The sequence below is a fragment of the Bradyrhizobium sp. URHC0002 genome (assembly GCF_054059515.1).
Genome location: NZ_JBSSCF010000001.1, coordinates 6,579,802 through 6,603,178 on the forward strand (window position 1 = coordinate 6,579,802; position 23,377 = coordinate 6,603,178).

General features: G+C 62.6%; 21 protein-coding genes. 12 read left to right on the forward strand and 9 right to left on the reverse strand.

Annotated features, from left to right (window positions below):
- Positions 1 to 4: 4 nt before the first annotated feature.
- Positions 5 to 1,072: an ABC transporter ATP-binding protein gene (locus ACVWVY_RS32205; RefSeq protein WP_456630159.1), complete on the reverse strand. Its 1,068-nt coding sequence runs from the start codon at positions 1,070 to 1,072 to the stop codon at positions 5 to 7.
- 193 nt (positions 1,073 to 1,265) lie between these two features.
- On the opposite strand from ACVWVY_RS32205, the gene gntR reads away from it, so the two are divergent.
- The 8 genes from gntR (at position 1,266) to ACVWVY_RS32245 (ending at position 8,022) form a co-directional block, all read left to right on the forward strand.
- Positions 1,266 to 2,297 carry an HTH-type transcriptional regulator GntR gene (gene gntR, locus ACVWVY_RS32210; protein ID WP_456630160.1) on the forward strand — a complete coding sequence of 344 codons (1,032 nt, stop codon included), beginning with the start codon at positions 1,266 to 1,268 and terminating at the stop codon, positions 2,295 to 2,297.
- Positions 2,298 to 2,499: 202 nt separating this feature from the next.
- The gene (locus ACVWVY_RS32215; protein WP_456632361.1) at positions 2,500 to 4,299 is read left to right on the forward strand and encodes an IlvD/Edd family dehydratase; all 1,800 of its coding nucleotides are present in this window, start codon (positions 2,500 to 2,502) and stop codon (positions 4,297 to 4,299) included.
- Between the two features lie 142 nt (positions 4,300 to 4,441).
- A complete protein-coding gene (locus ACVWVY_RS32220) occupies positions 4,442 to 5,173 on the forward strand; it encodes an SDR family oxidoreductase (protein WP_456630161.1) in 732 nt (243 codons plus the stop codon).
- A 26-nt stretch (positions 5,174 to 5,199) separates the two neighbouring features.
- Positions 5,200 to 5,946 carry an SDR family NAD(P)-dependent oxidoreductase gene (locus ACVWVY_RS32225; RefSeq protein ID WP_456630162.1) on the forward strand — a complete coding sequence of 249 codons (747 nt, stop codon included), beginning with the start codon at positions 5,200 to 5,202 and terminating at the stop codon, positions 5,944 to 5,946.
- A 41-nt stretch (positions 5,947 to 5,987) separates the two neighbouring features.
- Positions 5,988 to 6,371 carry a RidA family protein gene (locus tag ACVWVY_RS32230; RefSeq protein WP_456632362.1) on the forward strand — a complete coding sequence of 128 codons (384 nt, stop codon included), beginning with the start codon at positions 5,988 to 5,990 and terminating at the stop codon, positions 6,369 to 6,371.
- Between the two features lie 51 nt (positions 6,372 to 6,422).
- Positions 6,423 to 6,815 (forward strand): GFA family protein, encoded by a 393-nt coding sequence (locus ACVWVY_RS32235; protein ID WP_456630163.1) that lies wholly within the window; start codon positions 6,423 to 6,425, stop codon positions 6,813 to 6,815.
- Between the two features lie 51 nt (positions 6,816 to 6,866).
- Entirely contained in the window at positions 6,867 to 7,547 is a 681-nt protein-coding gene (locus tag ACVWVY_RS32240; RefSeq protein WP_456630164.1) for a site-2 protease family protein, read from the forward strand.
- A gap of 64 nt (positions 7,548 to 7,611) precedes the next feature.
- Entirely contained in the window at positions 7,612 to 8,022 is a 411-nt protein-coding gene (locus ACVWVY_RS32245) for a hypothetical protein (protein WP_456632363.1), read from the forward strand.
- A gap of 57 nt (positions 8,023 to 8,079) precedes the next feature.
- On the opposite strand, the gene ACVWVY_RS32250 is transcribed toward ACVWVY_RS32245, so the two are convergent.
- From ACVWVY_RS32250 to ACVWVY_RS32275, 6 genes are all read right to left on the reverse strand, one after another.
- Positions 8,080 to 8,871, reverse strand: coding sequence for a TonB family protein (locus tag ACVWVY_RS32250; RefSeq protein WP_456630165.1), 792 nt, complete (start codon positions 8,869 to 8,871; stop codon positions 8,080 to 8,082).
- On the reverse strand, positions 8,868 to 9,338 hold the full coding sequence (gene exbD / locus ACVWVY_RS32255) for a TonB system transport protein ExbD (RefSeq protein WP_456630166.1): 471 nt from the start codon (positions 9,336 to 9,338) through the stop codon (positions 8,868 to 8,870). Before exbD ends, ACVWVY_RS32250 begins: the two co-directional genes overlap by 4 nt.
- Positions 9,339 to 9,341: 3 nt before the next feature.
- On the reverse strand, positions 9,342 to 10,283 hold the full coding sequence (exbB, locus tag ACVWVY_RS32260; protein WP_456630167.1) for a tonB-system energizer ExbB: 942 nt from the start codon (positions 10,281 to 10,283) through the stop codon (positions 9,342 to 9,344).
- The gene (locus ACVWVY_RS32265) at positions 10,280 to 10,969 is read right to left on the reverse strand and encodes a Fe2+-dependent dioxygenase (protein WP_456630168.1); all 690 of its coding nucleotides are present in this window, start codon (positions 10,967 to 10,969) and stop codon (positions 10,280 to 10,282) included. The genes exbB and ACVWVY_RS32265 overlap by 4 nt, the downstream gene beginning before the upstream one ends.
- Positions 10,970 to 10,993: 24 nt before the next feature.
- Positions 10,994 to 13,570, reverse strand: coding sequence for a TonB-dependent receptor (locus tag ACVWVY_RS32270; RefSeq protein ID WP_456630169.1), 2,577 nt, complete (start codon positions 13,568 to 13,570; stop codon positions 10,994 to 10,996).
- Between the two features lie 253 nt (positions 13,571 to 13,823).
- Positions 13,824 to 14,078 (reverse strand): hypothetical protein, encoded by a 255-nt coding sequence (locus tag ACVWVY_RS32275; protein ID WP_456630170.1) that lies wholly within the window; start codon positions 14,076 to 14,078, stop codon positions 13,824 to 13,826.
- Positions 14,079 to 14,321: 243 nt separating this feature from the next.
- On the opposite strand from ACVWVY_RS32275, the gene ACVWVY_RS32280 reads away from it, so the two are divergent.
- The 3 genes from ACVWVY_RS32280 to ACVWVY_RS32290 are packed head-to-tail and all read left to right on the forward strand — an operon-like array spanning position 14,322 to position 19,255.
- Positions 14,322 to 15,494: an efflux RND transporter periplasmic adaptor subunit gene (locus tag ACVWVY_RS32280; RefSeq protein ID WP_456630171.1), complete on the forward strand. Its 1,173-nt coding sequence runs from the start codon at positions 14,322 to 14,324 to the stop codon at positions 15,492 to 15,494.
- Positions 15,491 to 18,637: a multidrug efflux RND transporter permease subunit gene (locus ACVWVY_RS32285; RefSeq protein WP_456630172.1), complete on the forward strand. Its 3,147-nt coding sequence runs from the start codon at positions 15,491 to 15,493 to the stop codon at positions 18,635 to 18,637. Before ACVWVY_RS32280 ends, ACVWVY_RS32285 begins: the two co-directional genes overlap by 4 nt.
- Before the next feature lie 57 nt (positions 18,638 to 18,694).
- Positions 18,695 to 19,255, forward strand: coding sequence for an invasion associated locus B family protein (locus tag ACVWVY_RS32290; RefSeq protein WP_456630173.1), 561 nt, complete (start codon positions 18,695 to 18,697; stop codon positions 19,253 to 19,255).
- Between the two features lie 164 nt (positions 19,256 to 19,419).
- Here ACVWVY_RS32290 and ACVWVY_RS32295 read toward each other — a convergent pair whose 3' ends face one another.
- Positions 19,420 to 21,708 carry an arylsulfatase gene (locus tag ACVWVY_RS32295; RefSeq protein ID WP_456630174.1) on the reverse strand — a complete coding sequence of 763 codons (2,289 nt, stop codon included), beginning with the start codon at positions 21,706 to 21,708 and terminating at the stop codon, positions 19,420 to 19,422.
- A 139-nt stretch (positions 21,709 to 21,847) separates the two neighbouring features.
- Between ACVWVY_RS32295 and ACVWVY_RS32300 the strand changes: the two genes are divergently transcribed.
- The gene (locus ACVWVY_RS32300; RefSeq protein ID WP_456630175.1) at positions 21,848 to 22,543 is read left to right on the forward strand and encodes a TetR/AcrR family transcriptional regulator; all 696 of its coding nucleotides are present in this window, start codon (positions 21,848 to 21,850) and stop codon (positions 22,541 to 22,543) included.
- A gap of 33 nt (positions 22,544 to 22,576) precedes the next feature.
- On the opposite strand, the gene ACVWVY_RS32305 is transcribed toward ACVWVY_RS32300, so the two are convergent.
- On the reverse strand, positions 22,577 to 23,341 hold the full coding sequence (locus ACVWVY_RS32305; RefSeq protein WP_456630176.1) for a spermidine synthase: 765 nt from the start codon (positions 23,339 to 23,341) through the stop codon (positions 22,577 to 22,579).
- Positions 23,342 to 23,377: the final 36 nt, after the last annotated feature.

The following is a 23,377-nucleotide window of genomic DNA, read 5'->3' on the forward strand; positions in this document are numbered from 1 at the left end:
TTTTTTAGGCGTTTAGTCGTTTCCCCGTCGTCTCGTCGAAAAGATGCACGAGCGCCGGATCCGGCTTCAACCGGATCTTGTCGCCCGGGTTGAATTGATGACGCTCCCGGAACACGGCGACCACCTGCTCGCCGCCGAGCTTGGCGAAGACCTGGGTTTCGGAGCCGGTCGGCTCGACCACGACGATCTCGGCTTCGGCGCCGTCGTCCGCGATAGTGAAATGCTCGGGGCGAACGCCGTAGACCGCCGGCTGGCCATCGGAGTTGGCCGGCGCCGATGCCAGCGGCAGCTTGACGCCATTCGGTCCCTCAAAGCCGGCGCTGCCGTTCGACTTCACCTTGCCCTTGAGGAAGTTCATCGCCGGCGAACCGATGAAGCCCGCGACGAACTGGTTGGCCGGGGTGTCGTAGAGTTCGAGCGGGGTGCCCATCTGCTCGACGACGCCGTCATGCATCACCACGATCTTGTCGGCCATGGTCATGGCCTCGATCTGGTCGTGGGTGACGTAGACCGTGGTGGTGCGCAGGCGCTGGTGCAGTTCCTTGATCTCGGTGCGCATCGCGACGCGCAGCTTGGCGTCGAGGTTGGACAAGGGCTCGTCGAACAAAAACACCTGCGGATCGCGCACGATGGCGCGACCCATGGCGACGCGCTGGCGCTGGCCGCCCGACAATTGCCGGGGATAGCGCTCGAGCAGCGGGGTCAGCGCCAGGATTTCCGCGGCGCGCTTGACGCCGTTCGAGATTTCATCGGCACTCGCGCCGCGCAGCTTGAGCGAGAAGCCCATGTTGTCGGCGACGGTCATGTGCGGATAAAGCGCGTAGTTCTGGAACACCATCGCAATGTCGCGCTCTTTCGGCTGGACATTGTTGACGACGCGATCGCCGATCGAAATGGTTCCCGAGGTGATGTTTTCCAGGCCGGCGAGCATCCGCAACAAGGTCGACTTGCCGCAACCGGAGGGGCCGACGAGCACGACGAACTCGCCATCCTCGATCGGAATCGACACGCCGTGCAAAACCTCAAAATTGCCGAACGACTTCCGCACGTCGCGAATCTGTACCGACGACATCGAATTCTCTCCCCTCATTTTCTGTTTTGTGGCGCCACAGGTGGACGGCGGCGCCCTGCTGTCTTTTCGACTCTAATGCCGGAAGCCGAATTCGACCGTCATCATCATCCGCAGTTTGGCGGTTTTTAGCAATCCGATGGTAGCGCTGTCAATAATTGTTCAAACGTCTAATGTGTTGTGATATGAGCGCAAGATGGGACGAAAACAGACAAAGTCTGGCAAAATCCGCCTCACCGAGGTCGCCAAGCTTGCTGGCGTCAGCCCGATCACGGCATCGCGGTTTTTCAGGAACCCCGAAGCGCTGTCGTTGAGCAAGCGGGAACGCGTCGACAGCGCCGTGAAGGAATTGGGTTACGTACCCAATCTCGCCGCGCGCGCGCTGGCCTCGCACCGCACCGAAGTCATCGGCGTCGTGATTCCTTCCCTCACCAACAATGTGTTCGCCGACGTGTTGCGCGGCATCTACGATTCTTCCGAAGGTAGCCGCTACACCATCCAGCTCGCCAATACCCGCTACAGCATCCTGCAGGAAGAAAAGGTTCTGCGCCTGTTTCGGGCGCAGAAGCCCGCGGGATTGATCGTCACCGGCATCAACCAGACCGCGGAATCGCGCACAATCCTGGAGTCCATGAATTGCCCGGTTACGCAGATCATGGAGATCGGCGACAGTCCTGTGGACATGATGGTCGGCTTCTCGCATTACGACGCGGCTTTTGCGGCAATTTCGCACATCCTCGAGCAAGGATGCCGCCGCATCGGATTTCTGGGCGCGCGCATGGATCCTCGCGTGCAGCGGCGGTTCGACGGGTATCGTGATGCCATGAAAGCGGCCTCGCTGTTCGATCCGAACCTCGTCGTCACCACGTCGGTGCCTACCACCGTCACGCTCGGCGGAACCTTGTTCGCCGATCTCCTCGCCCGGACGTCCGACATCGACGCGGTGTTCTGCGTCAACGACGACCTCGCGCTCGGCGTCCTGTTCGAATGCCGGCGTCGGCAGATATCGGTTCCCGGCGATTTGGCCATTGTCGGCTTCAACGATCTGGAATTCACGGCCTCTGCGGTCCCCTCGCTCACCAGCGTGCGCACCAATCGCTACGAAATGGGCCGGCACGCCGTCACGATGGTGATCGACGCGATCGAAGGGCGGCGCCCGCGGGAGCCGGTTCTCGACCTTGGTTTTCAGTTGATGGTCCGCGAGAGCTCGACACCGCAAAGCGCCTGATCGCTGCTTCCGACATGGATTGCGCGCGGACAAAAAATGGTAGCGCTATCTTTTGAGCCGAATTAAGATCGGATGGCTCAGACGGAAGAAGGCAAGCGCGTTGCCGCAGATGAAATTCTTGGCATGGTGCATCGCTGCCGTAGCTTAGGCCGTCCACGAGTTTGCAGTGCGGGAGGAACCAGTGAAAAACAACGACAACAAAATGGCTACCAATGGCAAGGGCCGGAAACTACGGTCCCTCGAGTGGTTCAACAACCCGCATAACCCGGGAATGACCGCGCTCTATCTCGAGCGCTACCTCAATTACGGCCTGACACGCGAGGAATTGCAGTCTGGCAAGCCGATCATCGGCATCGCCCAGACCGGCAACGACCTGTCACCCTGCAACCGGCACCATCTCGAACTGGCCCACCGGGTGCGCGAGGGAATCCGCGCGGCCGGCGGCATCGCGATGGAATTTCCGACGCATCCGATCCAGGAAACCGGAAAGCGGCCAACCGCGGCGCTCGACCGCAACCTCGCCTATCTCGGCTTGGTCGAAATCCTGTTCGGCTATCCTCTCGATGGCGTGGTGCTGACCACCGGTTGCGACAAGACCACGCCGGCCTGCCTGATGGCGGCGGCGACCGTCAATCTGCCCGCGATCGTGCTTTCCGGTGGACCGATGCTGAACGGCTGGTTCAACGGCGAGCGCACCGGATCCGGCACCATCGTCTGGAAGCAACGCGAACGGCTTGCCGCCGGCGAGATCGACTACAACGAATTCATTGAAATCGTGGCGTCCTCGGCGCCCTCGGTCGGCCACTGCAACACCATGGGCACCGCCTCGACGATGAACTCGCTTGCGGAAGCGCTCGGCATGTCGCTGCCGGGCTGCGCAGCAATCCCTGCGCCTTATCGCGAGCGCGGCCAGATCGCCTTTGAGACGGGAAAACGGATCGTCGAGATGGTCTGGGAGGATCTCAAGCCCTCCGACATCATGACCCGCAAGGCGTTCGAGAACTGCATCGTGGTGAATTCGGCGATCGGCGGCTCGACCAACGCGCCGATCCATATCAACGCGCTGGCGCGGCATATCGGCGTCGAGCTCTCGATCGACGATTGGCAGAAACACGGCCACGACATCCCGCTATTGGTGAATATGCAGCCGGCCGGCTTCTATCTCGGCGAGGAGTATCATCGCGCCGGCGGCGTGCCAGCGGTGGTGCGCGAATTGATGGCGCACAAGCGCATCCACGAAGACGCCGTGACGGTCAACGGCCGCACCATGGGCGAGAACTGCCGCGAGGCGGCCAAGCCCGACGGCGACGTGATCTGGAGCTACGACAAGCCGCTGGTGAAGGATGCGGGCTTCCTGGTGCTGCGCGGCAATTTGTTCGATTCCGCGATCATGAAGACCAGCGTGATCTCGAAGGAATTCCGCGACCGCTATTTGATCAATCCCAAAGACCCGAATGCGTTCGAGGGACGCGCCATCGTGTTCGAGGGGCCTGAGGATTATCACGACCGCATCGACGATCCCTCGCTCAACATCGACGAGCACTGCGTGCTGTTCATCCGGGGCGCCGGGCCGATCGGCTATCCCGGCGGCGCCGAGGTCGTCAACATGCAGCCCCCGGCGGCGCTGATCAAGCGCGGTATCCTGTCCCTGCCCTGCATCGGCGACGGAAGGCAGTCCGGCACTTCGGGTTCGCCGTCGATCCTCAACGCCTCGCCGGAGGCCGCCGCCGATGGCGGGCTTGCGATCTTGCGGACCGGCGACAAGGTTCGCATCGACCTCAACAAGGGCGACGCCAACATCCTGATCACGAGCGATGAATTGAAGAAGCGTCGCGCCGAGCTGAAGGACAAGGGCGGCTTCCCCTACCCGGCCAATCAGACGCCGTGGCAGGAGCTCTATCGCTCGACTGTCGGCCAGCAGGCCAGCGGCGCGTGCATGGAGCTCGCCACGCGCTATCAAAATATTGCGGGCACGGTCGGCGTGGCGCGGGATAATCACTAGGCAACCGCCGTCATTGCGAGCGTAGCGACGCAATCCATGCCTCCGCACAGGAACTATGGATTGCCTCGTCGCTTCAGCGCAAAATTGCTTTACAGTTTTGTCGCGAGTTCCTCGCAATGATGAAGAAAAGGAAAAGAAAAACATGTCAGATCGATTGAAGGGAAAACGCGCCGTTGTCACCGCAGCAGCGGCGGGCATCGGGCGCGCATGTGCGATAGCATTCGCGCGCGAAGGCGCCACGGTGATCGCCACCGACATCAATGAAAGCGGCATCGCTACCCTGGGCAAGGAAGGCATCGCCGAGACGGCACGGCTCGACGTTCGCAGCACCGCCGAGGTCGAGGCCTTCGCCAAGCGCATTGGAAAGATCGACGTCCTGCTCAACGCGGCGGGCTTCGTGCACCACGGAACCATCCTGGACTGTTCGGACGAGGACTTTGACTTCTCGTTCGATCTCAACGTCAAATCCATGCACCGGACCATCAAGGCGTTTCTGCCGGCGATGCTGGCGGGCGGAGGCGGCAGCATCGTCAACATCTCGTCTTGCGCGGCGCTGAGACCACCGGCCAACCGTTATGTCTACAGTGCGTCCAAGGCTGCGGTTTCGCTGCTCACGCGCGCGGTTGCGCTCGACTTCATCACACAGGGCATCCGCTGCAACAGCATCTGCCCCGGCACCGTGGAGACCCCCTCGATGCTCGATCGCGCCGCGGCCGTCGGCCCGCAGGGCAAAGACATGTTCATCGCCCGCCAGAAGATGGGCCGGCTGGGCACCGCAGAGGAAATCGCGGCCATGGCGGTCTATCTGGCGAGCGACGAAGCCGCGTTCACCACCGGCGTCGACCTCGTCGTCGATGGCGGCTACATGCTCTGACGTCCACGCAATCAAGGGCTTCCTGCATGAACAAGATCGATCTGAACGGCCGCTGCGCCGTCGTCACCGGCGGGGCGCAAGGGTTTGGGCGCGCCATCGCCGAGCGGTTCGCCGCCTCCGGCGCCAGGGTCGCGATCTGGGATTATGATCTGCCGTTTGCGGAAAAGACCGCGAAGGAAATCGGTCCCGCCGTATCCGCCTTCAAGGTCGACGTCTCCGACCTCGCCGCCGTCGAGAAGACCCGCGACGAAACGCTGAAGGCGCTCGGCAAGATCGACATCCTCGTCAACAATGCCGGCATCGCCGGCGTCAACGCCACCGTGTGGGAAACCGATATCGAGGAATGGCGCAAGGTGCTGCGCATCAATCTCGATGGTCCCTTCATCTGCTGCAAGGCGGTGGTGCCGGCCATGCTGCAGCAAAAATACGGCCGCATCGTCAACATCGCCTCGATCGCCGGCAAGGAAGGCAATCCCAACGCCGCGCATTATTCGGCCTCGAAGGCCGGGCTGATCGCGCTGACCAAGTCGCTCGGCAAGGAGCTCGCCCAGCACGATATTCTCGTGAACGCGGTGACACCCGCGGCGGCGAAAACCGCGATCTTCGATCAGCTGACGCAGCAACACATCGACTTCATGCTGTCGAAAATTCCGAAGAACCGCTTCGTCCTCGTCGAAGAACTCGCGGCGATGGTCGCATGGCTGGCGTCGGAGGATTGCGCGTTCTCGACCGGCGCGGTGTTCGACATTTCCGGCGGCCGGGCGACCTACTAGCCGATCGACGGCTGCATATAGCTGGACAAGAAACGATGCCGTTGAAACTTCGATCGATAAACGCCGAGTCGGCCCCTGAGGCGGTCGGCGGTTATTCCCAAGCCCTGGAAACAACGAACAGCATCCGGCGGCTTTACATCAGCGGTCAGATTCCCATGGCTCGCGGCGGCGCGGTGCCGGAGAGTTTTCCTGAACAAGCGAAGCTCGTATGGGCCAACGTCCTTGCACAGCTCGAAGCCGCCGACATGACGATCGGCAATCTTGTGAAGGTTACGATCTTCCTGTCCGACAGAAAATACGCGCTCGAGAACCGTCAAGCGCGACAAGAGGCTTTGGGTGGTCACGCCCCCGCGCTCACCGTTATCATTGCAGGTATTTTCGACGAAGCTTGGCTATTGGAAATAGAAGCCATTGCCGAGGCATAACGGGTCTCACCAGGATATCAACCGTCGGAACAGCGAAGCCGCGGAGACACAATGACCAGAGAAGGCGGATGCTTCTGCGGCGCGGTCCGGTTCAAGGCCGAAGGCGAGCCGCTCAACGTCCGCATTTGCCATTGCCGCAACTGCCAGAGGGCGATGGGCTCGCCGTTCTTTGCCCGCGCGCTGTTCGACCAGCGGGCGCTTTCGGTCGAGGGTGACACCGCGCGCTACCCATCGTCGGAGGCGCTAGATCGGGTGTTCTGCAAGGTTTGCGGGACGCGGCTGTTTTCCCGCCGGACCAACGGTACCGTGGTGGGTGTCGCGCTGGCCGCCTTCGACGACCGTCACGCCTTTGCGCCGACCGAGCACATCTGGGTCTCGGAAAAGATGGCCTGGGTGCGGCTCGACGACGGTTTACCGCAATATCAGGAGACGGTTCCCCAGTAGCGGCGCCGTGCTAGGCTACCGGCTTCGAAGCTCAAAACCGGGGCAGACCGCTTGAACATCTCGCTATACGCCATTTCGGTCTGGGTACTTCCCCTCCTCATCGCCATCACCTTCCACGAGGCCGCGCACGCCTTTGTGGCCTACAAGCTCGGCGACAATACCGCCTGGCAGCTCGGCCGGGTCAGCTTCAATCCGCTCAAGCATATCGATCCGTTCGGGACCGTGATTCTGCCGGGCGTGCTTTTGCTGTCGGGTTCGCCGTTCCTGTTCGGCTACGCCAAGCCGGTCCCGGTGAATTTCCGAAACCTGAACCATCCCCGGCTCGACATGGTCTGGGTGGCGCTGGCCGGCCCCGCCACCAACATCATCCTGGCGACGATCGTGGCGTTTGCCTTCCATGCCCTGCCTTTGGTGCCGGCAGACGCGGCCAAATGGACGGCGGACAACCTCAAAAATGCTTTCCTGATCAATATCGTGCTGGCGATCTTCAACATGATGCCGATCCCGCCCTTGGACGGCGGCCGGGTCGCCGTCGGGCTGCTGCCGCGGGTGCTGGCTTACCCGCTGTCGCGGCTGGAACCCTACGGGATGTTGATCCTGCTCGGTCTTCTGATCCTGCTTCCCGTCGTCGGCGCGCAGCTCGGTCTAAATCTTGATGTTATTTCGGCGATACTGCGGACACTGACCGGATATGTGATCAGCGCGCTTCTCTTCATCACCGGCAACGCTTAAACTTCATATGGAAAATAAAGGACGGGGAAGAACGGCTCGGGCCATGGCGACAAAAGCTGCCGATATGTTGATTGCACGCCGCGCCGATACGCGCGCAAGGGCAGATTTTGCAACCTGGAAAATGCTGGCCAAGCTCAACGGATTTTCCGCGCTGCCCGCCGAGGCACAGAGTTTTCTGGAAAGCTACCGGCCGTTACTGGCAAGGATGACCGAGGCGGACGCCTCCGAGGCCACCATCCAGCTGATGTACAAGAGCTATTATGCCGAGATGGGCGGCTCCGGAACACCTCCCGAAATTCCCTCGCGTGCAAGCGAGCCGGCCACCGATACCGGCAACGTCACCGCGTTCCGCCGGCCGCCCCCACGGCCGAAGCCAGCCGCATCCGGCCCGGTAACCAAACCAAGACTTCCGGTGGCGCTGATCTTTGCGTGCCTTGCCGTGGTCTATGTCGGCATCCGCTATTACTGGCGCTGACGGCCGGCGTCTTCCCCGCTAGCGGGTACGGCTTTGCCCGAGCCGCCTTACGCAGCTTCAGCCCTTGCTCTTGACGCGGAAGATCACCGGCAAGGTGAAGGTAAGTCCCTCGTCCGCGATCAATGGCGGCGGCATCGGCACCGGATCGGAGCGCCGCACCATCGCCAGCGCAGCCTCGTCGAAGGCCACATCGCCCGAGCTTTTTTCGATATCCGTCGAGAGCACGTGGCCCATGCGGTCGAGCGTGAAGCGAATCTGGATCTCGGCGGATTTTTGCTGCCGTTCCTTCGGATAACGCTTGTGCTTGTCGAGATGCGCGACCAGTTCCTTCTGCCAGGTCGCCCGCGCGCGGCGCACGCTCTCGCCGGTACCGATCACCGGCGCGATGGAACGCTGCCCTTCCGGAATCGCCTCCGAACTCGGCGTCGCAGTGGCCTCGGCGGCAACCGACTCGGTGGAAGCCGAGGTCTGCACCGCTGCGATCTTCGGATCGTCTTCCTTGGGCTTTTTCGACTCGTTCTCCGTCACCACCCGGTCGGCTTCTTCGGGCTCGGTCGGCTTGTCCTGCGGCAGTTCGGTTTCCTTGACCTCGGCCTTCTGTTCGGAGAGCTGGGGCGAAGCCGCGGAAGCATCGGTGTCCGGGCCCGGCGGGAGGTCGGTCACCTCCCGACGCACGGCGGCCATTTCGAGCCCGATCTCGATCGCCGTTGCACCGAGGGCGTCATCGGCTTCTTCGGTCTGCAAATGCACAATCGCCAGTGCTGCCCCGCCGATATGAAGCGCAAGCGCGATCACCGCGGCGGAAATCCAGAGCCGCCGGGATGGCTTTTGCTCGTCGAGACCGGTCAAGGCTTTGCCGGCGCCGCCGCTTGCGACGCCGCTCCATCTGGTACGCCTTCGAGCGCCACCAACTTGATCTTCGAATAGCCGCCGGCGCGCAGGATTTCGAGAATGTCCATCAATTCGCCGTAGGGCACGGCGCGGTCGGCGCGCAGGAAGATATGGCGCTCCTTGCTGGCATCGGCCATCGCATCGAGCGAGCGCACCAAGTCGACGCGCTTGACCATATTTTCCCCGATCGCAACCGACAGATCAGGCTTGATGCTGACATAGGTCGGCTTGTCCGGCTTCTTCTGCGGCGTTGCGGTCGAGGTCGGCAGATCGATCGGCAGATCGACGGTCGACAAGGGCGCCGCGACCATGAAGATGATCAGCAGGACGAGAATGACGTCGATGAAGGGCGTGACATTGATCTCGTGCGATTCCGCAAAATCGCTGTCGTCATCGAGGTCGGTGTCTGCGATCGACGCGCCCATTGCCTACTCCGCTGCTCCACGGGCACGCTGCCCGCCGCTGACATGGGTGCGGTCGAGATCGCGCGACAATAGCCGCCCTGCGGCGCCTGACGCCCGGTTGACCAGTTCTAGGTAGCCTTTGGTAACCCGCGCGAAGTGATTGTAGATGATGACGGCGGGGATCGCGGCGACCAGACCGATCGCGGTGGCAAGCAGCGCTTCGGCGATGCCGGGCGCCACCACGGCAAGGTTCGTGGTCTGCGATTTCGAAATGCCGATGAAGCTGTTCATGATGCCCCAGACGGTGCCGAACAGTCCGACGAAGGGCGACGTCGCGCCGATGGTCGCCAGCAGGCCCATGCCGAGCCGGATCCGCCGCGCCTCGGCGCGCACGATTTCGCCAAAGCTCGATGCGGCGCGCTCCTTGATGCCGGCGTCGCTCGAAATGCCGGCCGACAGCCGCGCCTCGCGCATCGCCGCCGCCAGGAAGGACGCCAGCACGCTACCCTTGGCACCCAGCGCGAATTGCGCTTCCGCCAGCGACCGGGCGTCCACGATCTTGGCCAGCGCCGAGCGCAGCTTGCGCTGAATCACGCTCAGTTCGATCATCTTGGCGATGAAGATGGTCCAGGTCACCAGCGAAGCAAAAGCGAGACCGAGCATTACCGCCTTGACCAGGACGTCGGCCGACTTGAACATCGACCAAGGCGACAACTCCTTGAGTTCGGCGGCCGCGGCCTTCAGAAGCTTTCCTTCACGTTCGGCAGGCGTCGCCGCCACATCGGAAGGCGCCGCAGGCTGAGCCGACTGCACCGCCGGCGCAGCAGGCGCCTGCTGGGCCACAGGTGCTGATGGTGCCGTGGGAGCCATGCCCTGCTGGGCCGACGACGGCGCCGCCAGCGACAGGATCGCCAGCGCCGAGATCACCGCCAATGTCGTCACGCGAGAAAGAGACATGTTCTTCATACTTCGGCCCAGTAGCGGATCAGGTTGTGATAGATACCGGTCAATTTGACCGTTTCAGGGTCGTCTCGCCCAAGCCGCTCCACCAGGGCCTGGATCGAGGTATCGAGATCGAAGATCAGGCTGCGGGCGTGGGCATCCCGTACCATGCTCTGCAACCAGAAAAAAGATGCCACACGCATACCTCGTGTGACGGGGGTGACCAGATGCAAACTAGACGCAGGATAAAGCACGAGGTCCCCGGCCGCGAGCTTGATTTCATGTGAGCCATAGAGGTCCTCCACCACCAGTTCGCCGCCGTCATACTCATCCGGTTCCGACAGAAACAGCGTCACCGACAGGTCGGTCCGGATCCGCTGGCCGGTGAGACGATCTCCCCTCACCGCGTTGTCGACATGGAGGCCGAAATGGTGCCCGCCGGAGGCCACGTAGCGATTAAATAGCGGCGGAAAGATCTGCAGCGGGATCGCCGCCGAGATGAATCTCGGGCTGGCGGTCAGCGCCGACAGCACGCGATTGCCGAGCGTTCGCGCGACCTCGCTGTCCGGCGGAAGCTGCTCGTTGCGCTTGACCATGGCCGATTGCGCACCCGCGGTGGAGCGGCCGTCCTCCCAGGCGGAGGCGTCCATGATGCGGCGGAAATCCGCCACATCATCTTTGCTCAGCACATTGGGGATGCAGATCAGCATTCCACCTGCATCCTTAGAATTTGTCTAGAACCGTGCCGAGAGGACCATGCTCACACTGCGCCCCGGGGCGACGAACACGAACGGGGTCGCACTCTGATAAAGCGCATCGTAGTAGAGCTTGTTGGTGAGATTGGCGACGAACAGCTTGGCCGTCCAGTTCTTGTCAACCTTCGCTTCCACGAAGGCATCGAAGCGCCAGAAGCTCGGGATCGACGTGCCCTGGTTCGCCGCCAGGAACGTTCCGCCATACATCTGCGACCGGTACACCGCCTGCCCGCCGATTTCCCAGACGTCGGTGAGCTGGTATTTGCTAAGCATGCTGAAGGACTGATGCGCAACGTTGGCGAGCGGCCGCCCAACGTTGGTCGGATAGAGCAACGGTTGCGGCGACGGAACGAGCGACTTCGTCACCTCAGACTGCATCAGCACCAGGCCGCCGAACACACTCCATTTGTCGGTGATCTTACCGCCGACGCCGAGGTCGATGCCCCGGATGCGATAGGCCGCGCCCGCGGTGATGCAGGACACGTTGCCCGACCCCGGAGCCAGGTTATACGAGCAGCCCGGAATATTATTCGCAGCCGCAACGCTGTTCACGTTCTGCGATTCCCGGGCGTTTTCCTTCTCGGTCTGGAATAGCGCCGCGGTCAGCAGCAAGCGCCGGTCGAACAGCTCCCATTTGGTGCCGATTTCGATCGCCTTGTTCTTCTCAGGCCCGAAGATCTGGTTGGGATTTCCGTTCAGCGCAGGCGCCAGACCACCATATTGCGCGCTGGTGCCATCGAATTCGGCGCCCACCGGGTTCGACGACGTCGCATAGGCGGCATAGACGCTGCCATTCGGCAGCGGCTTCAGCGTCACGCCGAGATTGAAGTTCGGCAGCCCGTGATGCTGTTCCTGCGAGTTGAAGACATTGGGCCGGTTGTTCTGCGTGCCGAAACCGCTGGTCTTGATGTTGTAATCGTCGTAGCGAATGCCGCCATTGAGAATGACGAAGTCGTTGTAGTTGGATGTATTGATGACATACGCGCTGGTGGTATCGATGGCGATCTTGGTCGGGAAGCCGGTCCATTGCGGATTGATGAGAGGGGTCGCAAAGGTGAATTGCGGATAGTAGATGCTGGCTCCGACGATGTTGCCGCCGGGCGTTCCGCCCGGTAGCGATTCCGAACTGAGGCCCGAATATTTGTCGATGCTGGCGATCTCGCGCGAAGCCTCGATGCCGCCCGTCGTCGTGTTCTTCCAGCCGCCGATGTAGGACTTGTAGATCGCCTCGGTCTGGTTGGCGATGTTCTCGGTGACCTGATAGCGGCTCTGCGGATTGAGGCTGAGGGTTTTGCCGTTGTCGACCGGGGCTTCCGGAAGCGTCCCGATATAGTCGAGAACCGAGCGCTGAAGCCTGGTCTTGTTGCTCAGCGTCAGATCGGGGGTGATCGAGACCTCGCCGCCGACGGTGCCGATGTCCTGCTTGATGCTGTAATAGTCGCGGTTGACGAGGCCGTAGAAATTGTTGCGGCTGACGCCGAAATCAGGATAGGGGCCGCCTGCCGTCGTGCGGTAGAAATTTCCCGGACCAGGATTAGGCGACCCAGGCCGATAGTACGGCACGCCGAAATCGGGCAGTCCGTGCAGATTGGTGTGAATGTAGTTCGCGTACAGCTTCACGGTGTCGAGCGGGGTCCATTTCGCCGCAACGAAGCCGCCGTCGCGGTCGTCCTTGATGTAGTTGCGGCCGGCGACGCCGGCGTCCTGGAACAGGCCACCGGCACGAACCGCCAGCGTCGGGCTGATCACCTGGTTGACGTCGAGCACCACCCGCTTGGTGTGGTCGGTGCCGAACGTGGTGTCCATGTTGTAGAAGCTCTTTTCGGTCGTTGCGGCCTTGGTGACGATGTTGATCGCGCCGCCTGTTACGCCGCGACCGGCAAAGGACGAGCCGGGACCGCGGAAGATCTCGATCTGCTCAGTGAAGAAGTTCTCGCGGACGCTGACGCCAGCATCACGGATGCCGTCGAGGAAGACGTCATTGCGGGCATCGAAACCGCGGATGAAAAAGCGATCACCGAAGGCGTTGCCGCCCTCGCCGGTGCCGAGCGTCACACCGGCTGTGTTCAATACGGCCGACCTGAGGGTGGTCGAGTTCTGATCCCTTAGGACATCCTTTGTCAGCACCGTGATCGATTTCGGCGTGTTGAGGATCGGTTCGGGAAATTTGCCGGACGCTTGCACCCGGTTGGCCATATAGGGCGCTGCCGGGTTTGCGTAGGGATCGCGATCTGCAGGCAGTCCGCCCGCATTGGGGAACGGCACGGCGGCGACCTGCGTCGGCTGCGTGCGGCGCGCGGCACGGCGCAGCGCAGTCCGGGCGCGGACCTGATCCGGCGAAGGTCTTGACGCAGCAGGACGCGGGCGAGCGACCGGGGCATCGACCGTCACCGGCGGGAGGTTGGGTTGCTGCGCTTCGGCGCCGGAAAACGACGCGACGGCGATCAGACCTGCGACCGCCGAAACCGTCTTGCCGGAATTGTTTTCAATAACCTGGCCGACCGAGTCGATCGCCACCTCGAAACGTAGCGATTTCGGTGCCTTTACTTTGCTCATGCTGCGCGCGCCCCTGAATGAACTGGGCTTGCCCGCGCTCTTCGTCGCGCGACAAACCGTCTCATTGGCGGTGCTATCGAGCGAAGAAATTCGGGTCAATGCGATCGCAGCAACACACTCTTTGAATCGAGCGAGTTAAAAGAGATTCTAATCTACAGTTTGTAATCGTTCTAAAATCTATGCTTATAACCGTTCTAATAATGGTTCTAAACAATACCAAGAATTACCGCGCAAAGATGCACGCTTGCATCGACTAGCCTTGCGATGATTCATCAGTGCTCGGCGGCTTCATCAGCGAAAACAATTCATCGACCGTCGTTTGCGCGACCTGACGGACGCGATCGGTGTTGTCCATGCCGGTGATGTTGACTCCCCTCACCACCGCTTTGATCTCGTCGCGAAAGTCGGTGAGGAATCGCAAGGGGTCGGACGAATCGTTCGCGACACGCGCAATCAGTCCCGTGATCAGAATCTGGCACGCCATCATGCGTCCGTTCAGCTCATCCATTTAGCACCCCCGATTGCTTGCCGCCTGACGCGCGCGATATGGACGACATCGCCCCCGCGTTCAACCCTGCTCTAGATACCCAGCAGATCGCGAGCCATTTTGGCGCCGCCACCGGGCCCCACTCGGCTGCTCCGTCAAACCTTTCCAATTGTTTAGGATTCTCAAGCCTTAGTGTTTGTACAGGGCGAGCGCGCGGACATTATATCGGTGATGCTGGGTACTTCCTTCAAGCCACGAGCTGCCATGTCGAGGTCACGCACCATCCGTTGGGCTTTGTTGATCGTAGCGATCGCAGCGCTGGGTTATCTGGGCTGGCAGCGATTCCACGGCGAGGATCATCAGGCGCGAGCCGAGGCTCAGAAGCGAGCCCCTGCCCGTGCTGCCGTCCCCGTGCGGACAACCCCGGTCACAAAAGCCGATTTTCCCGTCTACCTGACCGGCCTCGGCACCGTGCAAGGCTTCAACACCGTCGTGGTCCGCACCCGCGTCGACGGTCAGATCAACCGTATCGCGTTTCAGGAAGGCCAATTCGTCAAGGAGGGCGACACGCTGGTCGAGATCGATCCGCGGCCGTTCCAGGCAGCCCTCGATCAGGCCAAGGCCAAGAAAGCCCAGGACGAAGCCAACCTTGCCAACGCCAGCCTCGACCTGCAGCGCTTCACCAAGCTCGGCGAATTCGCCACCCGGCAACAGACCGATACGCAACGCTCCACCGTCGCGCAGTTGACGGCGCAGATTCAGGCCGACACCGCGCTGCTCGAAAACGCGCAGACCCAGCTCGATTACGCCACCGTCAAGGCGCCGATCTCGGGGATCGTCGGGCTCCGCCAGGTCGATGTCGGCAATATCGTCAACGCCGCGACCCAGACCGGCATCGTGACCATCGCCCAAATCGAGCCGATCGCGGTGATCTTCACCGCGCCCGAAGACCAGTTGCCGGACATCAAGGCCGCGCTCGCCGCCGGCTCTCCCAAGACGATCGCGCTCTCCACCGACGGCAAGCGGGTGCTTTCGACCGGCACGCTTTCGCTGATCAACAACCAGGTCGACACGTCGAGCGGCACCGTCAGACTCAAGGCCGTGTTCGACAACACGGATCATGCGCTGTGGCCGGGCCAGTCGGTCTCGACCCGGCTGCTGATCGCGACGCTCAAGGACGCAACCATAATCCCCGACGATGCCGTTCAGCATGGCCCCGATGGCCTTTACGCCTACAGGGTCAGCAAGGAGAACAAGGCCGAGCTCCGCAAGATCAAGGTATCGCGCTCGATCGACGGCCGCTCCGTGGTCGATGAAGGGCTGTCACCCGGCGAGCAGGTGATCACGGCGGGCCAGTTCAAGGTTCAGCCGGGCACACTGGTGACGACGGCGGTCGCCAGCTCGGATCAAACCCAGGCCAAGGTTATCAGGGAATGAGCCAGGGAATTTCCGCCCCCTTCATTCGCTACCCGATCGGCACGTCGCTGATGATGGCCGGCATCCTGTTCGTGGGCCTCGTCGCCTATCCGCTGCTGCCAGTCGCGCCGCTGCCGCAGGTCGATTTTCCGACCATCCAGGTCGCAGCCTCCCTGCCCGGCGGCAGCCCGGAAACGATGGCCTCATCGGTGGCGCAGCCGCTGGAGCGTCAGCTCGCGCAGATTCCCGGCGTCGCGCAGATGACCTCGACCAGCTACCTCGGCACGGCCGCGATCACGATCCAGTTCGATCTGAACCGCCCGATCGACGCCGCGGCCAACGACGTGCAGGCCGCGATCAACGCCGCCAGTGGCCAATTGCCGAAGAGCCTCCCCTCGCCGCCGACCTATCGCAAGGTCAACCCGGCGGACTCGCCGATCCTGCTCCTCTCGGCGACATCGGACACGCTGCCGCTGACCACGGTCAGCGATGCCGTCGACGCCCAGCTCGCGCAGCAGATCAGCCAGATCTCCGGCGTCGCCCAGGTCATCATCGGCGGCCAGCAGAAACCGGCGATCCGCATCCAGATCGACCCGGCCAAGCTCGTCGCCAAGGGTCTGTCGCTGGAGGACGTGCGCAGCCAGATCGCGATCACGACCGTCGACAGCCCGAAGGGCAATATCGACGGCGAACGGCGCGCCTACACCATTTACGCCAACGACCAGTTGCCTGATTCCAAGGACTGGAACGACGTCATCATTGCCTATCGCAACGGCGGCCCGTTGCGGATCCGCGATATCGGCCAGGCCGTCACCGGGCCCGAGGACGCCAAGCAGGCGGCCTGGGCCAATGGCAAGCGCGGCGTGTTCCTCGTGGTGTTCAAGCAGCCCGGCGCCAACGTCATCGAGACCGTCGACAAGATCAAGGCGACGCTGCCCCGGCTGGTCGCCGCCATACCACCAGCGATCAAGATCGAGGTGATCAGCGACCGCACCCAGACCATCCGCGCCGCGGTGGAAGACGTGCAATTCACCCTGCTCCTGACCATTGCGCTGGTCGTCATGGTGATCTTCATCTTCCTGCGCAGCTTCTGGGCCACGGTGATCCCGACCATCACGGTGCCGCTGGCGCTGCTCGGCGCCTGCGCGCTGATGTGGGTGTTCGGCTACACGCTCGACAATCTCTCGCTGATGGCGCTCACCATTGCGGTTGGTTTTGTGGTCGACGACGCCATCGTGATGCTAGAAAACATCACGCGCTATATCGAGGAAGGCGAGAAGCCGATGGCCGCCGCGTTCAAGGGCGCCCGCGAGATCGGCTTTACCATCGTCTCGATCAGCATCTCGCTGGTCGCGGTGCTGATCCCGCTGCTATTGATGGGCGGCATCATCGGGCGGCTGTTCCGCGAATTCGCGGTGACGCTCGCGATGACCATCTTCGTCTCGATGATCGTATCGCTGACGCTGACGCCGATGATGGCCTCGCGCTTCCTGCGCGCGCATGGCGAAACCAGGCATGGCCGGTTCTACCAGTGGAGCGAACGCGCCTTCGATGCGATGCTGCACGCGTATGAAAGAGGTCTCGACCTCGCACTGCGGTGGAAGCTCACCACCTTGATGATCTTTTTCGCCACGCTGGGACTGTCGGTCTACCTCTTTGTCATCATCCCGAAAGGCTTCTTTCCGCAGCAGGATAACGGCCTGATCACCGCCACCTCGGAGGCCAGCCAGGACATTTCCTTTGCCGACATGAAGCGGCATCAGGAGGAACTCGGCAAGATCGTGCAGGCCGACCCTGACGTGGCCTCGGTCGCGATGGCGATCGGCGGCAGTGGCCGGGCCGGTAACAACGGTAGTCTCTTCATCACGCTGAAGCCGCGCGACGAGCGCAAGGCAACGGCGCAACAGATCATCGCCCGGCTTCGTCCGCAGCTGGACAAGGTCGAAGGCGCCCGCCTCTATATGCAGGCAGCGCAGGACGTGCGGCTCGGCGGGCGGCCGACGCGAACCCAGTTCGAGTTCACGCTGCAGGACGCCGACCTCGCCGAGCTGAACGAATGGGCGCCGAAGATCCTGACCAAGATGCAGACGCTGCCGGAGCTGCGCGATGTCGCCACCGACCAGCAGACCAACGGCACCACGCTGGAGCTGAAGATCAATCGCGATACCGCCTCGCGCTACGGCATCCAGCCACAACTGATCGACGATACGCTCTATGACGCGTTCGGCCAGCGGCAGGTGACACAGTATTTTACCCAGCTCAACACCTACAAGGTGGTGCTCGAGGTACTGCCGGAGCTACAGGGCAGCCTCGACACGCTGAGCAAGATCTATGTGAAATCGCCGACGACCGGCGACCAGGTGCCGCTGTCGACCTTTGCCAGCTGGACCAGCGTGCCGGTGCGGCCGCTGTCGATCAGCCATCAGGGCCAGTTCCCGGCGATTACGATCAGCTTCAACCTCGCCCAGGGCGTGGCACTGGGCCAGGCGACCGACGCGGTGCAGAAGGCGATGGTCGAACTCGGCGCGCCGGCGACGCTCAATTCGAGCTTCCAGGGCACCGCGCAGGCATTTCAGCAGTCGCTCGGCACCGTGCCGCTGTTGATCCTTGCAGCCCTCGTCGTGGTGTATCTAATCCTCGGCATTCTCTACGAAAGCTACATCCACCCGATCACGATCCTGTCGACGCTGCCATCCGCCGGCGTTGGCGCGCTCGCCATCCTGATGCTGTTCGGGTTCGATTTCAGCCTGATCGCACTGATCGGCATCGTGCTTCTGATCGGCATCGTGAAGAAGAACGGCATCATGATGGTCGACTTCGCGATCACGGCCGAACGCGATGAGCAACTCGAGCCCGAGGCCGCGATCCGCAAGGCGGCGCTGTTGCGCTTCCGCCCGATCATGATGACGACGATGGCGGCGCTGCTCGGCGGCGTGCCGCTGATGCTGGGCACCGGCACCGGATCGGAAATCCGCCAGCCGCTCGGCTACGCCATGGTCGGCGGCCTGATCGTCAGCCAGGCGCTGACGCTGTTCACGACGCCGGTGGTCTATCTCTATCTCGACCGGCTCTCCAATGCGTTTGCTCGATGGGGCCGGTCGGCCGATCCCGATCATGGGGCGGATCCGGACGCACAAGCCTCGGTCAAGCAAGCGGCGGAATGACTTGACTTTGCGCGGGAACCGACACATCCGAAGGTAGTTTATTTCGGAGCCGGTTCAGTGAAAGTTCTAGTAAAATTTGCGATCGCTGCCGCAGCGATATCGGGTTTGTGCGGCCAGAGCTTCGCCCAGGCGCCCAAAGCCAAGAACAACGCCACGCCCATGGCGCAGGCAACGCCGGCACCGGCCGCCGAAAGCGCGAATACGGCCGCGCCTCCCGGCTGGGTTGCACGATGCAGCAGCGCAAGCCGCGGCGCACCGCTCGAATGCGCGATCGAGCAGAGCGCGGTTCTGACCAAGACCGGCCAGTTGATCGTGCTGATCAATATCCGGGTATCAGCCGAAACCCGCGCACCGATCGCGCTCGTTCAATTGCCGCTCGGGCTCAACCTGCCGGCCGGCGCCAAATTCCAGGTCGACGACGGCAAGACGTCCGACCTGCAGATCCAGACCTGCGAAGCGCGCGGCTGCTACGCCAACTTGCAGATTTCGCCTGACGTGCTGGCCGCGTTGAAATCCGGCAAGCAGTTGAAGGTCTCGTTCCAGAACATGGCCAAGGAGACCATCTCCATCCCGATGCCGCTCGCCGACTTCGCCGCGGCCTATGAGAAGATTAAGTAGACGGGCTCAGGTCTTAGCCCCGTCATTGCCTGCGACAAACGCGAAGCGTTTGCGCAAGGGAGCGTAGCGACGAAGCAATCCATCTTCGTTATGCCGCGCAATGGATTGCTTCGCTGCGCTCGCAATGACGGTGGGTGTCGCGCCTGCGCCTGACGATGGCGACCTTACTGCCGCGCCATCTCCGCCGCACCCACGCCCTCCCCATCCAGCTTCTGGTCGTCATGCATGTCGACCGTCACCCGCAGCAATTGGCCGGTGAATTCGAACGGCGCCGCGTAGTGCGAGACCGGGCTGGAACGGTCGCGGCCGATGTCGAGGCCGGACCACGAGATGAAGTTGTTGAAGGCGAGCTGGGTCTGGATCGAGCCTGCCGCCTCGCCATCAATCAGAAGCGTATAGGCCGTCACGCCGGTGCGGGAGCCCTTAGCTGGCGGCTCCTTGCGCACCAAACGCTCGACATGCACGCCGAGCCGGTGCGCGCCTGATGGCACCTTGCGGTTTGAGGTCACGATCTCATGGCCGCCGCCGATATTGAGATCGTGCACCAGCAAGCCGTCCTTGATGTAGAGGCTGTAGCCTGACGTCGCATCGCCGTGGGCGATCAGCACGCCCTCGGCACCCTCCTCGGCAATCTCCACATAGGCCTCGATGGTGTAGCTGCGGCTGCGGACATCGGGCGCCACGTCGGTCGGCACGTGGCCCATGCCGGCGTGAAAGGTGAACTTGTTGCGCGCGCCGTGGAAGCGCGCGGCGTTTTCCGCAAAACGCGGGCCGAACCGGTCGTCGAGCGGCAGCACATTGTGCTTCTCGGCCTCGCTCCACCACAGCTTGATCATCGCCTCAAGCCGCTCGGGCTCTTGCGCCGCCAGATCGTTGGTTTCCGAAAAATCCTTTGCCAGGTGAAACAGCTCCCATTTGTCGTTCTCGAACGGCGTGCCCGAGGGATGGAAGGAAACCGCCTTCCAGCCGTCCTGCCAGAGCCCGCGATGCCCGAACATTTCAAAGTATTGCGCCTGACGTTTCGACGGCGCGGCTGGATCGCTGACAGAGCGCGCAAAGCTCTCGCCTTCGATCGGCATCTGCGCCACGCCGCCAATTTCGGCCGGCGGCGCGATGCCGATCAGGTCGAGCAAGGTCGGCGTCAGGTCGCAGGCATGAACGAATTGATGGCGCACCTCGCCTTTGGCGGCGATTTTCTTCGGCCAGCTCATCACGAAGGGATCGCGGATGCCGCCGCCATGGGTGTTCTGCTTGTAGCGGCGCAGCGGTGTGTTCGACGCCATCGCCCAGCCGTGCGGAAAGTTGCTGTGCGAATCCGGCCCGCCGATGTCGTCGATCCGGCGCAGCTTTTCCGCGATCGGTTCGGGCCGGAAATTATATGGCCCCATCGCGTTGACGAAGCCGAGCGGCCCGCCCTCCTGGCTTGCGCCATTGTCCGACAAAACCAGGACCAACGTGTTGTCGCGAATGCCGGCCGTGTCGAGGAACGCGATCAGCCGCGCCAGATGCTGGTCGGCGTGATCGAGCATGCCGGCAAAGGCCGCCTGCAGCCGCGTGAAGACGCGCTTTTCGTCGGCGCTGTGCTCTTCCCACGCCTTCACGCCGTCGTTGCGTGCGGGCAATCGGGTTTCCTGAGGCACGATCCCCATCGCCTTTTGCCGCGCCATCCGCTGCTCGCGCTCGACGTCCCAGCCATGGGCGAACATCGCGTCATAGCTCTTGATGATGTCCATCGGCGCCTGGTGCGGCGCATGACAGGCGCCGAGCGCGACCCAGGTCAGCCACGGGATATCGGGCCGATCAGCCGTGTGATCGGCGATGAAGCGGATCGACTGGTCGATCAGGTCGGACGTGAGGTGATAGCCGTCCGCGTAGATCCCGGGCGGATCGACATGGGTGTTGTCGGAGACGAGTTCCGGCGCGAACTGATCGGTTTCGGCATCGAGGAAGCCATAGAAGCGATCGAAGCCGCGGCCGAGGGGCCAGCCATCGAACGGCCCGGTGGCGCCGCTTTCGGTCAAAGGCGTGACGTGCCATTTGCCGACCATGTAATTGCGATAGCCGTGCGGCCGCAGCATTTCCGCGAGCGTCCCCGCCTCGCGCGCGATCTTGCCGCGATATCCGGGGTAGCCGCTATCGAAATTGGCGAGACAGCCGACGCCGACCGAATGATGGTTGCGCCCGGTGAGCAGCGCCGCGCGCGTCGTCGAACACATCGCGGTGGTGTGGAAGCCCGAATAGCGCAGGCCTTCGGCGGCGAGCTTGTCGATGGTCGGCGTCCGGATGGCCGAGCCGTAGCAGCCGAAATCGGAAAATCCGACATCGTCGAACAGCACGACGAGAATGTTCGGCGCGCCCTGCGGTGGCTTTGCCGCCTGCGGCCACCAGGGTTTTGAGCCGGCCACCGTCTTGCCGATCGTGCCGCCGAACGGTTTTCCGCTGCCTGCCGCCATGCGTTCCTCCCGTTTTGGATGTGACCCGCGGTTGGTCCGCCGGTTCGCCGGGGCCATGGCAACGCGCGGCCTCCGCATTGCCAAAAACCATAATCCGAATTATTATTATGATTATTTCGAACGGAGACGCAAGTTCCGGATGCATCGACCGGCCGAACTCGACCTTCCCGGCGTCACCCCGTCGCGGCAGAAGCGCAGCCGCGAGACCACGGCCGCGCTGATTCAGGCTGGCGCGGAGATGTTGCGCACGCACAGCCTTGCGGAATTGTCGATCGAGGCGCTGTGTCGGCAGGTCGGTGCCACCGTCGGCGCTTTCTACAGCCGGTTCGAGAGCAAGGAGGCTTATTTCAACGCGTTGATGGCGCTGGCGGCGCGTGACGGCGAAAGCAGGCTGTCGCGAATGAAGCAAGACAAACGGCTGGCTGATGCCGATCTCGCCGAACTCAGCCGCCTCCTCGTCCGCGGAACCACCGGCTGGATTCGAAACCACGAAGGCGTGCTGCGCGCAGCCCTTCAGCACGACGACACAAGGCCGGACCGGTGGTCCACCTTCAAGGCCCTGGCTCGGGCCAACGTTGCGGACGCCACGCCAATCCTGCTCGATGCCATGGGCCGCGGCAACAAGGCGGCAAAAACGCGCGCGATCGCCTTCGGCTTTCAGGTCGTGCTGGGAACGCTGGTCAATGCCATCCTCAACGATCCCGGGCCGCTCTCCATTCACGATAGGGAGATGGAAGAGCGGCTGGCGAGTTGCCTGCTGCTGTTGTTGCAGGCGGAGATGACGGCCGCGCTGGCGAACGGCCCGGCGCGTCACGCGCGCAAGCGCAGGACGTAAGCCATCATCAAGCGCCGGGGACAGGCCAGAGCTTCAATCGCCGGCTGGCATCGCTCCGGCCACTGCCCTCGGGCCAGGCAGTTCGGCTTTCATGGCCACATAAACGGTGTTGCTGGCATCGTGATCCCCGCGCAAATTGTCGAAGGTCACGACATGGGATGTTTGGGTTGCAAAGGCTTCGGCCAGGACGCGTTCAAACGCCTCATCGGGAGCATCGTCCGACCAGAGCGCGAAGACGCCCCCCGGGTGCAGATGGCCGGCGAGCCGGGCCAACCCCTCCGGCTCATACAGCGCGGCGTGGCGCGGATGCAGCAATTTGCGCGGCGAATGATCGATATCCACCAGCACGGCATCGAACCGCCGCCCCTGCGAACGGTGATCGAACCCTTCGACGGAGGACGACATCGCGAAGAAGTCGCCATTGACGAGGCGGCAGCGCGGATCGGCGGTCAACTCCCTTCCGAGCGGAAGCAATCCCTGCTCGTGCCATTCGATGACCTCGGCAAGCGCATCCACCACAATCAAGGATCGCACGTCCGGATTATCGAGCACCGCGCGCGCGGTGTAGCCGAGCCCCAGGCCGCCGACCACCACGTCGAGATCCCCGCGACCGAGCGCTGCCAACCCGAGCCGGGCCAGTTCGATCTCGGCTGCGGTGAACTGGCTCGACATCAGGAATTCGTCGCCGAGCTTGATTTCGTAAACATCGACATCGGACATCGGCCGCCTGCGGCGCCGCAGGCTCAGCACGCCCATCGGCGTCGGGCGGAAATCAAGCTCTTCGAAATAAAGGCTCATACGCCCCGGCCCTGACTGCGGCGCGACCGCCACAAA

What these genes read in the sequence shown, in the direction of transcription:
- ACVWVY_RS32300 (WP_456630175.1), top strand. Translation starts at nt 21,848, where the DNA reads ATGCATCGACCGGCCGAACTCGACCTTCCCGGCGTCACCCCGTCGCGG.
- ACVWVY_RS32205 (WP_456630159.1), bottom strand. Translation starts at nt 1,072, where the DNA reads ATGTCGTCGGTACAGATTCGCGACGTGCGGAAGTCGTTCGGCAATTTT.
- ACVWVY_RS32270 (WP_456630169.1), bottom strand. Translation starts at nt 13,570, where the DNA reads ATGAGCAAAGTAAAGGCACCGAAATCGCTACGTTTCGAGGTGGCGATC.
- ACVWVY_RS32285 (WP_456630172.1), top strand. Translation starts at nt 15,491, where the DNA reads ATGAGCCAGGGAATTTCCGCCCCCTTCATTCGCTACCCGATCGGCACG.
- ACVWVY_RS32245 (WP_456632363.1), top strand. Translation starts at nt 7,612, where the DNA reads ATGTTGATTGCACGCCGCGCCGATACGCGCGCAAGGGCAGATTTTGCA.
- ACVWVY_RS32295 (WP_456630174.1), bottom strand. Translation starts at nt 21,708, where the DNA reads ATGGCGGCAGGCAGCGGAAAACCGTTCGGCGGCACGATCGGCAAGACG.
- ACVWVY_RS32220 (WP_456630161.1), top strand. Translation starts at nt 4,442, where the DNA reads ATGTCAGATCGATTGAAGGGAAAACGCGCCGTTGTCACCGCAGCAGCG.
- gntR (WP_456630160.1), top strand. Translation starts at nt 1,266, where the DNA reads ATGGGACGAAAACAGACAAAGTCTGGCAAAATCCGCCTCACCGAGGTC.
- ACVWVY_RS32305 (WP_456630176.1), bottom strand. Translation starts at nt 23,341, where the DNA reads ATGAGCCTTTATTTCGAAGAGCTTGATTTCCGCCCGACGCCGATGGGC.
- ACVWVY_RS32225 (WP_456630162.1), top strand. Translation starts at nt 5,200, where the DNA reads ATGAACAAGATCGATCTGAACGGCCGCTGCGCCGTCGTCACCGGCGGG.
- ACVWVY_RS32280 (WP_456630171.1), top strand. Translation starts at nt 14,322, where the DNA reads ATGTCGAGGTCACGCACCATCCGTTGGGCTTTGTTGATCGTAGCGATC.
- exbD (WP_456630166.1), bottom strand. Translation starts at nt 9,338, where the DNA reads ATGGGCGCGTCGATCGCAGACACCGACCTCGATGACGACAGCGATTTT.
- ACVWVY_RS32275 (WP_456630170.1), bottom strand. Translation starts at nt 14,078, where the DNA reads ATGGATGAGCTGAACGGACGCATGATGGCGTGCCAGATTCTGATCACG.
- ACVWVY_RS32265 (WP_456630168.1), bottom strand. Translation starts at nt 10,969, where the DNA reads ATGCTGATCTGCATCCCCAATGTGCTGAGCAAAGATGATGTGGCGGAT.
- exbB (WP_456630167.1), bottom strand. Translation starts at nt 10,283, where the DNA reads ATGAAGAACATGTCTCTTTCTCGCGTGACGACATTGGCGGTGATCTCG.
- ACVWVY_RS32235 (WP_456630163.1), top strand. Translation starts at nt 6,423, where the DNA reads ATGACCAGAGAAGGCGGATGCTTCTGCGGCGCGGTCCGGTTCAAGGCC.
- ACVWVY_RS32215 (WP_456632361.1), top strand. Translation starts at nt 2,500, where the DNA reads ATGGCTACCAATGGCAAGGGCCGGAAACTACGGTCCCTCGAGTGGTTC.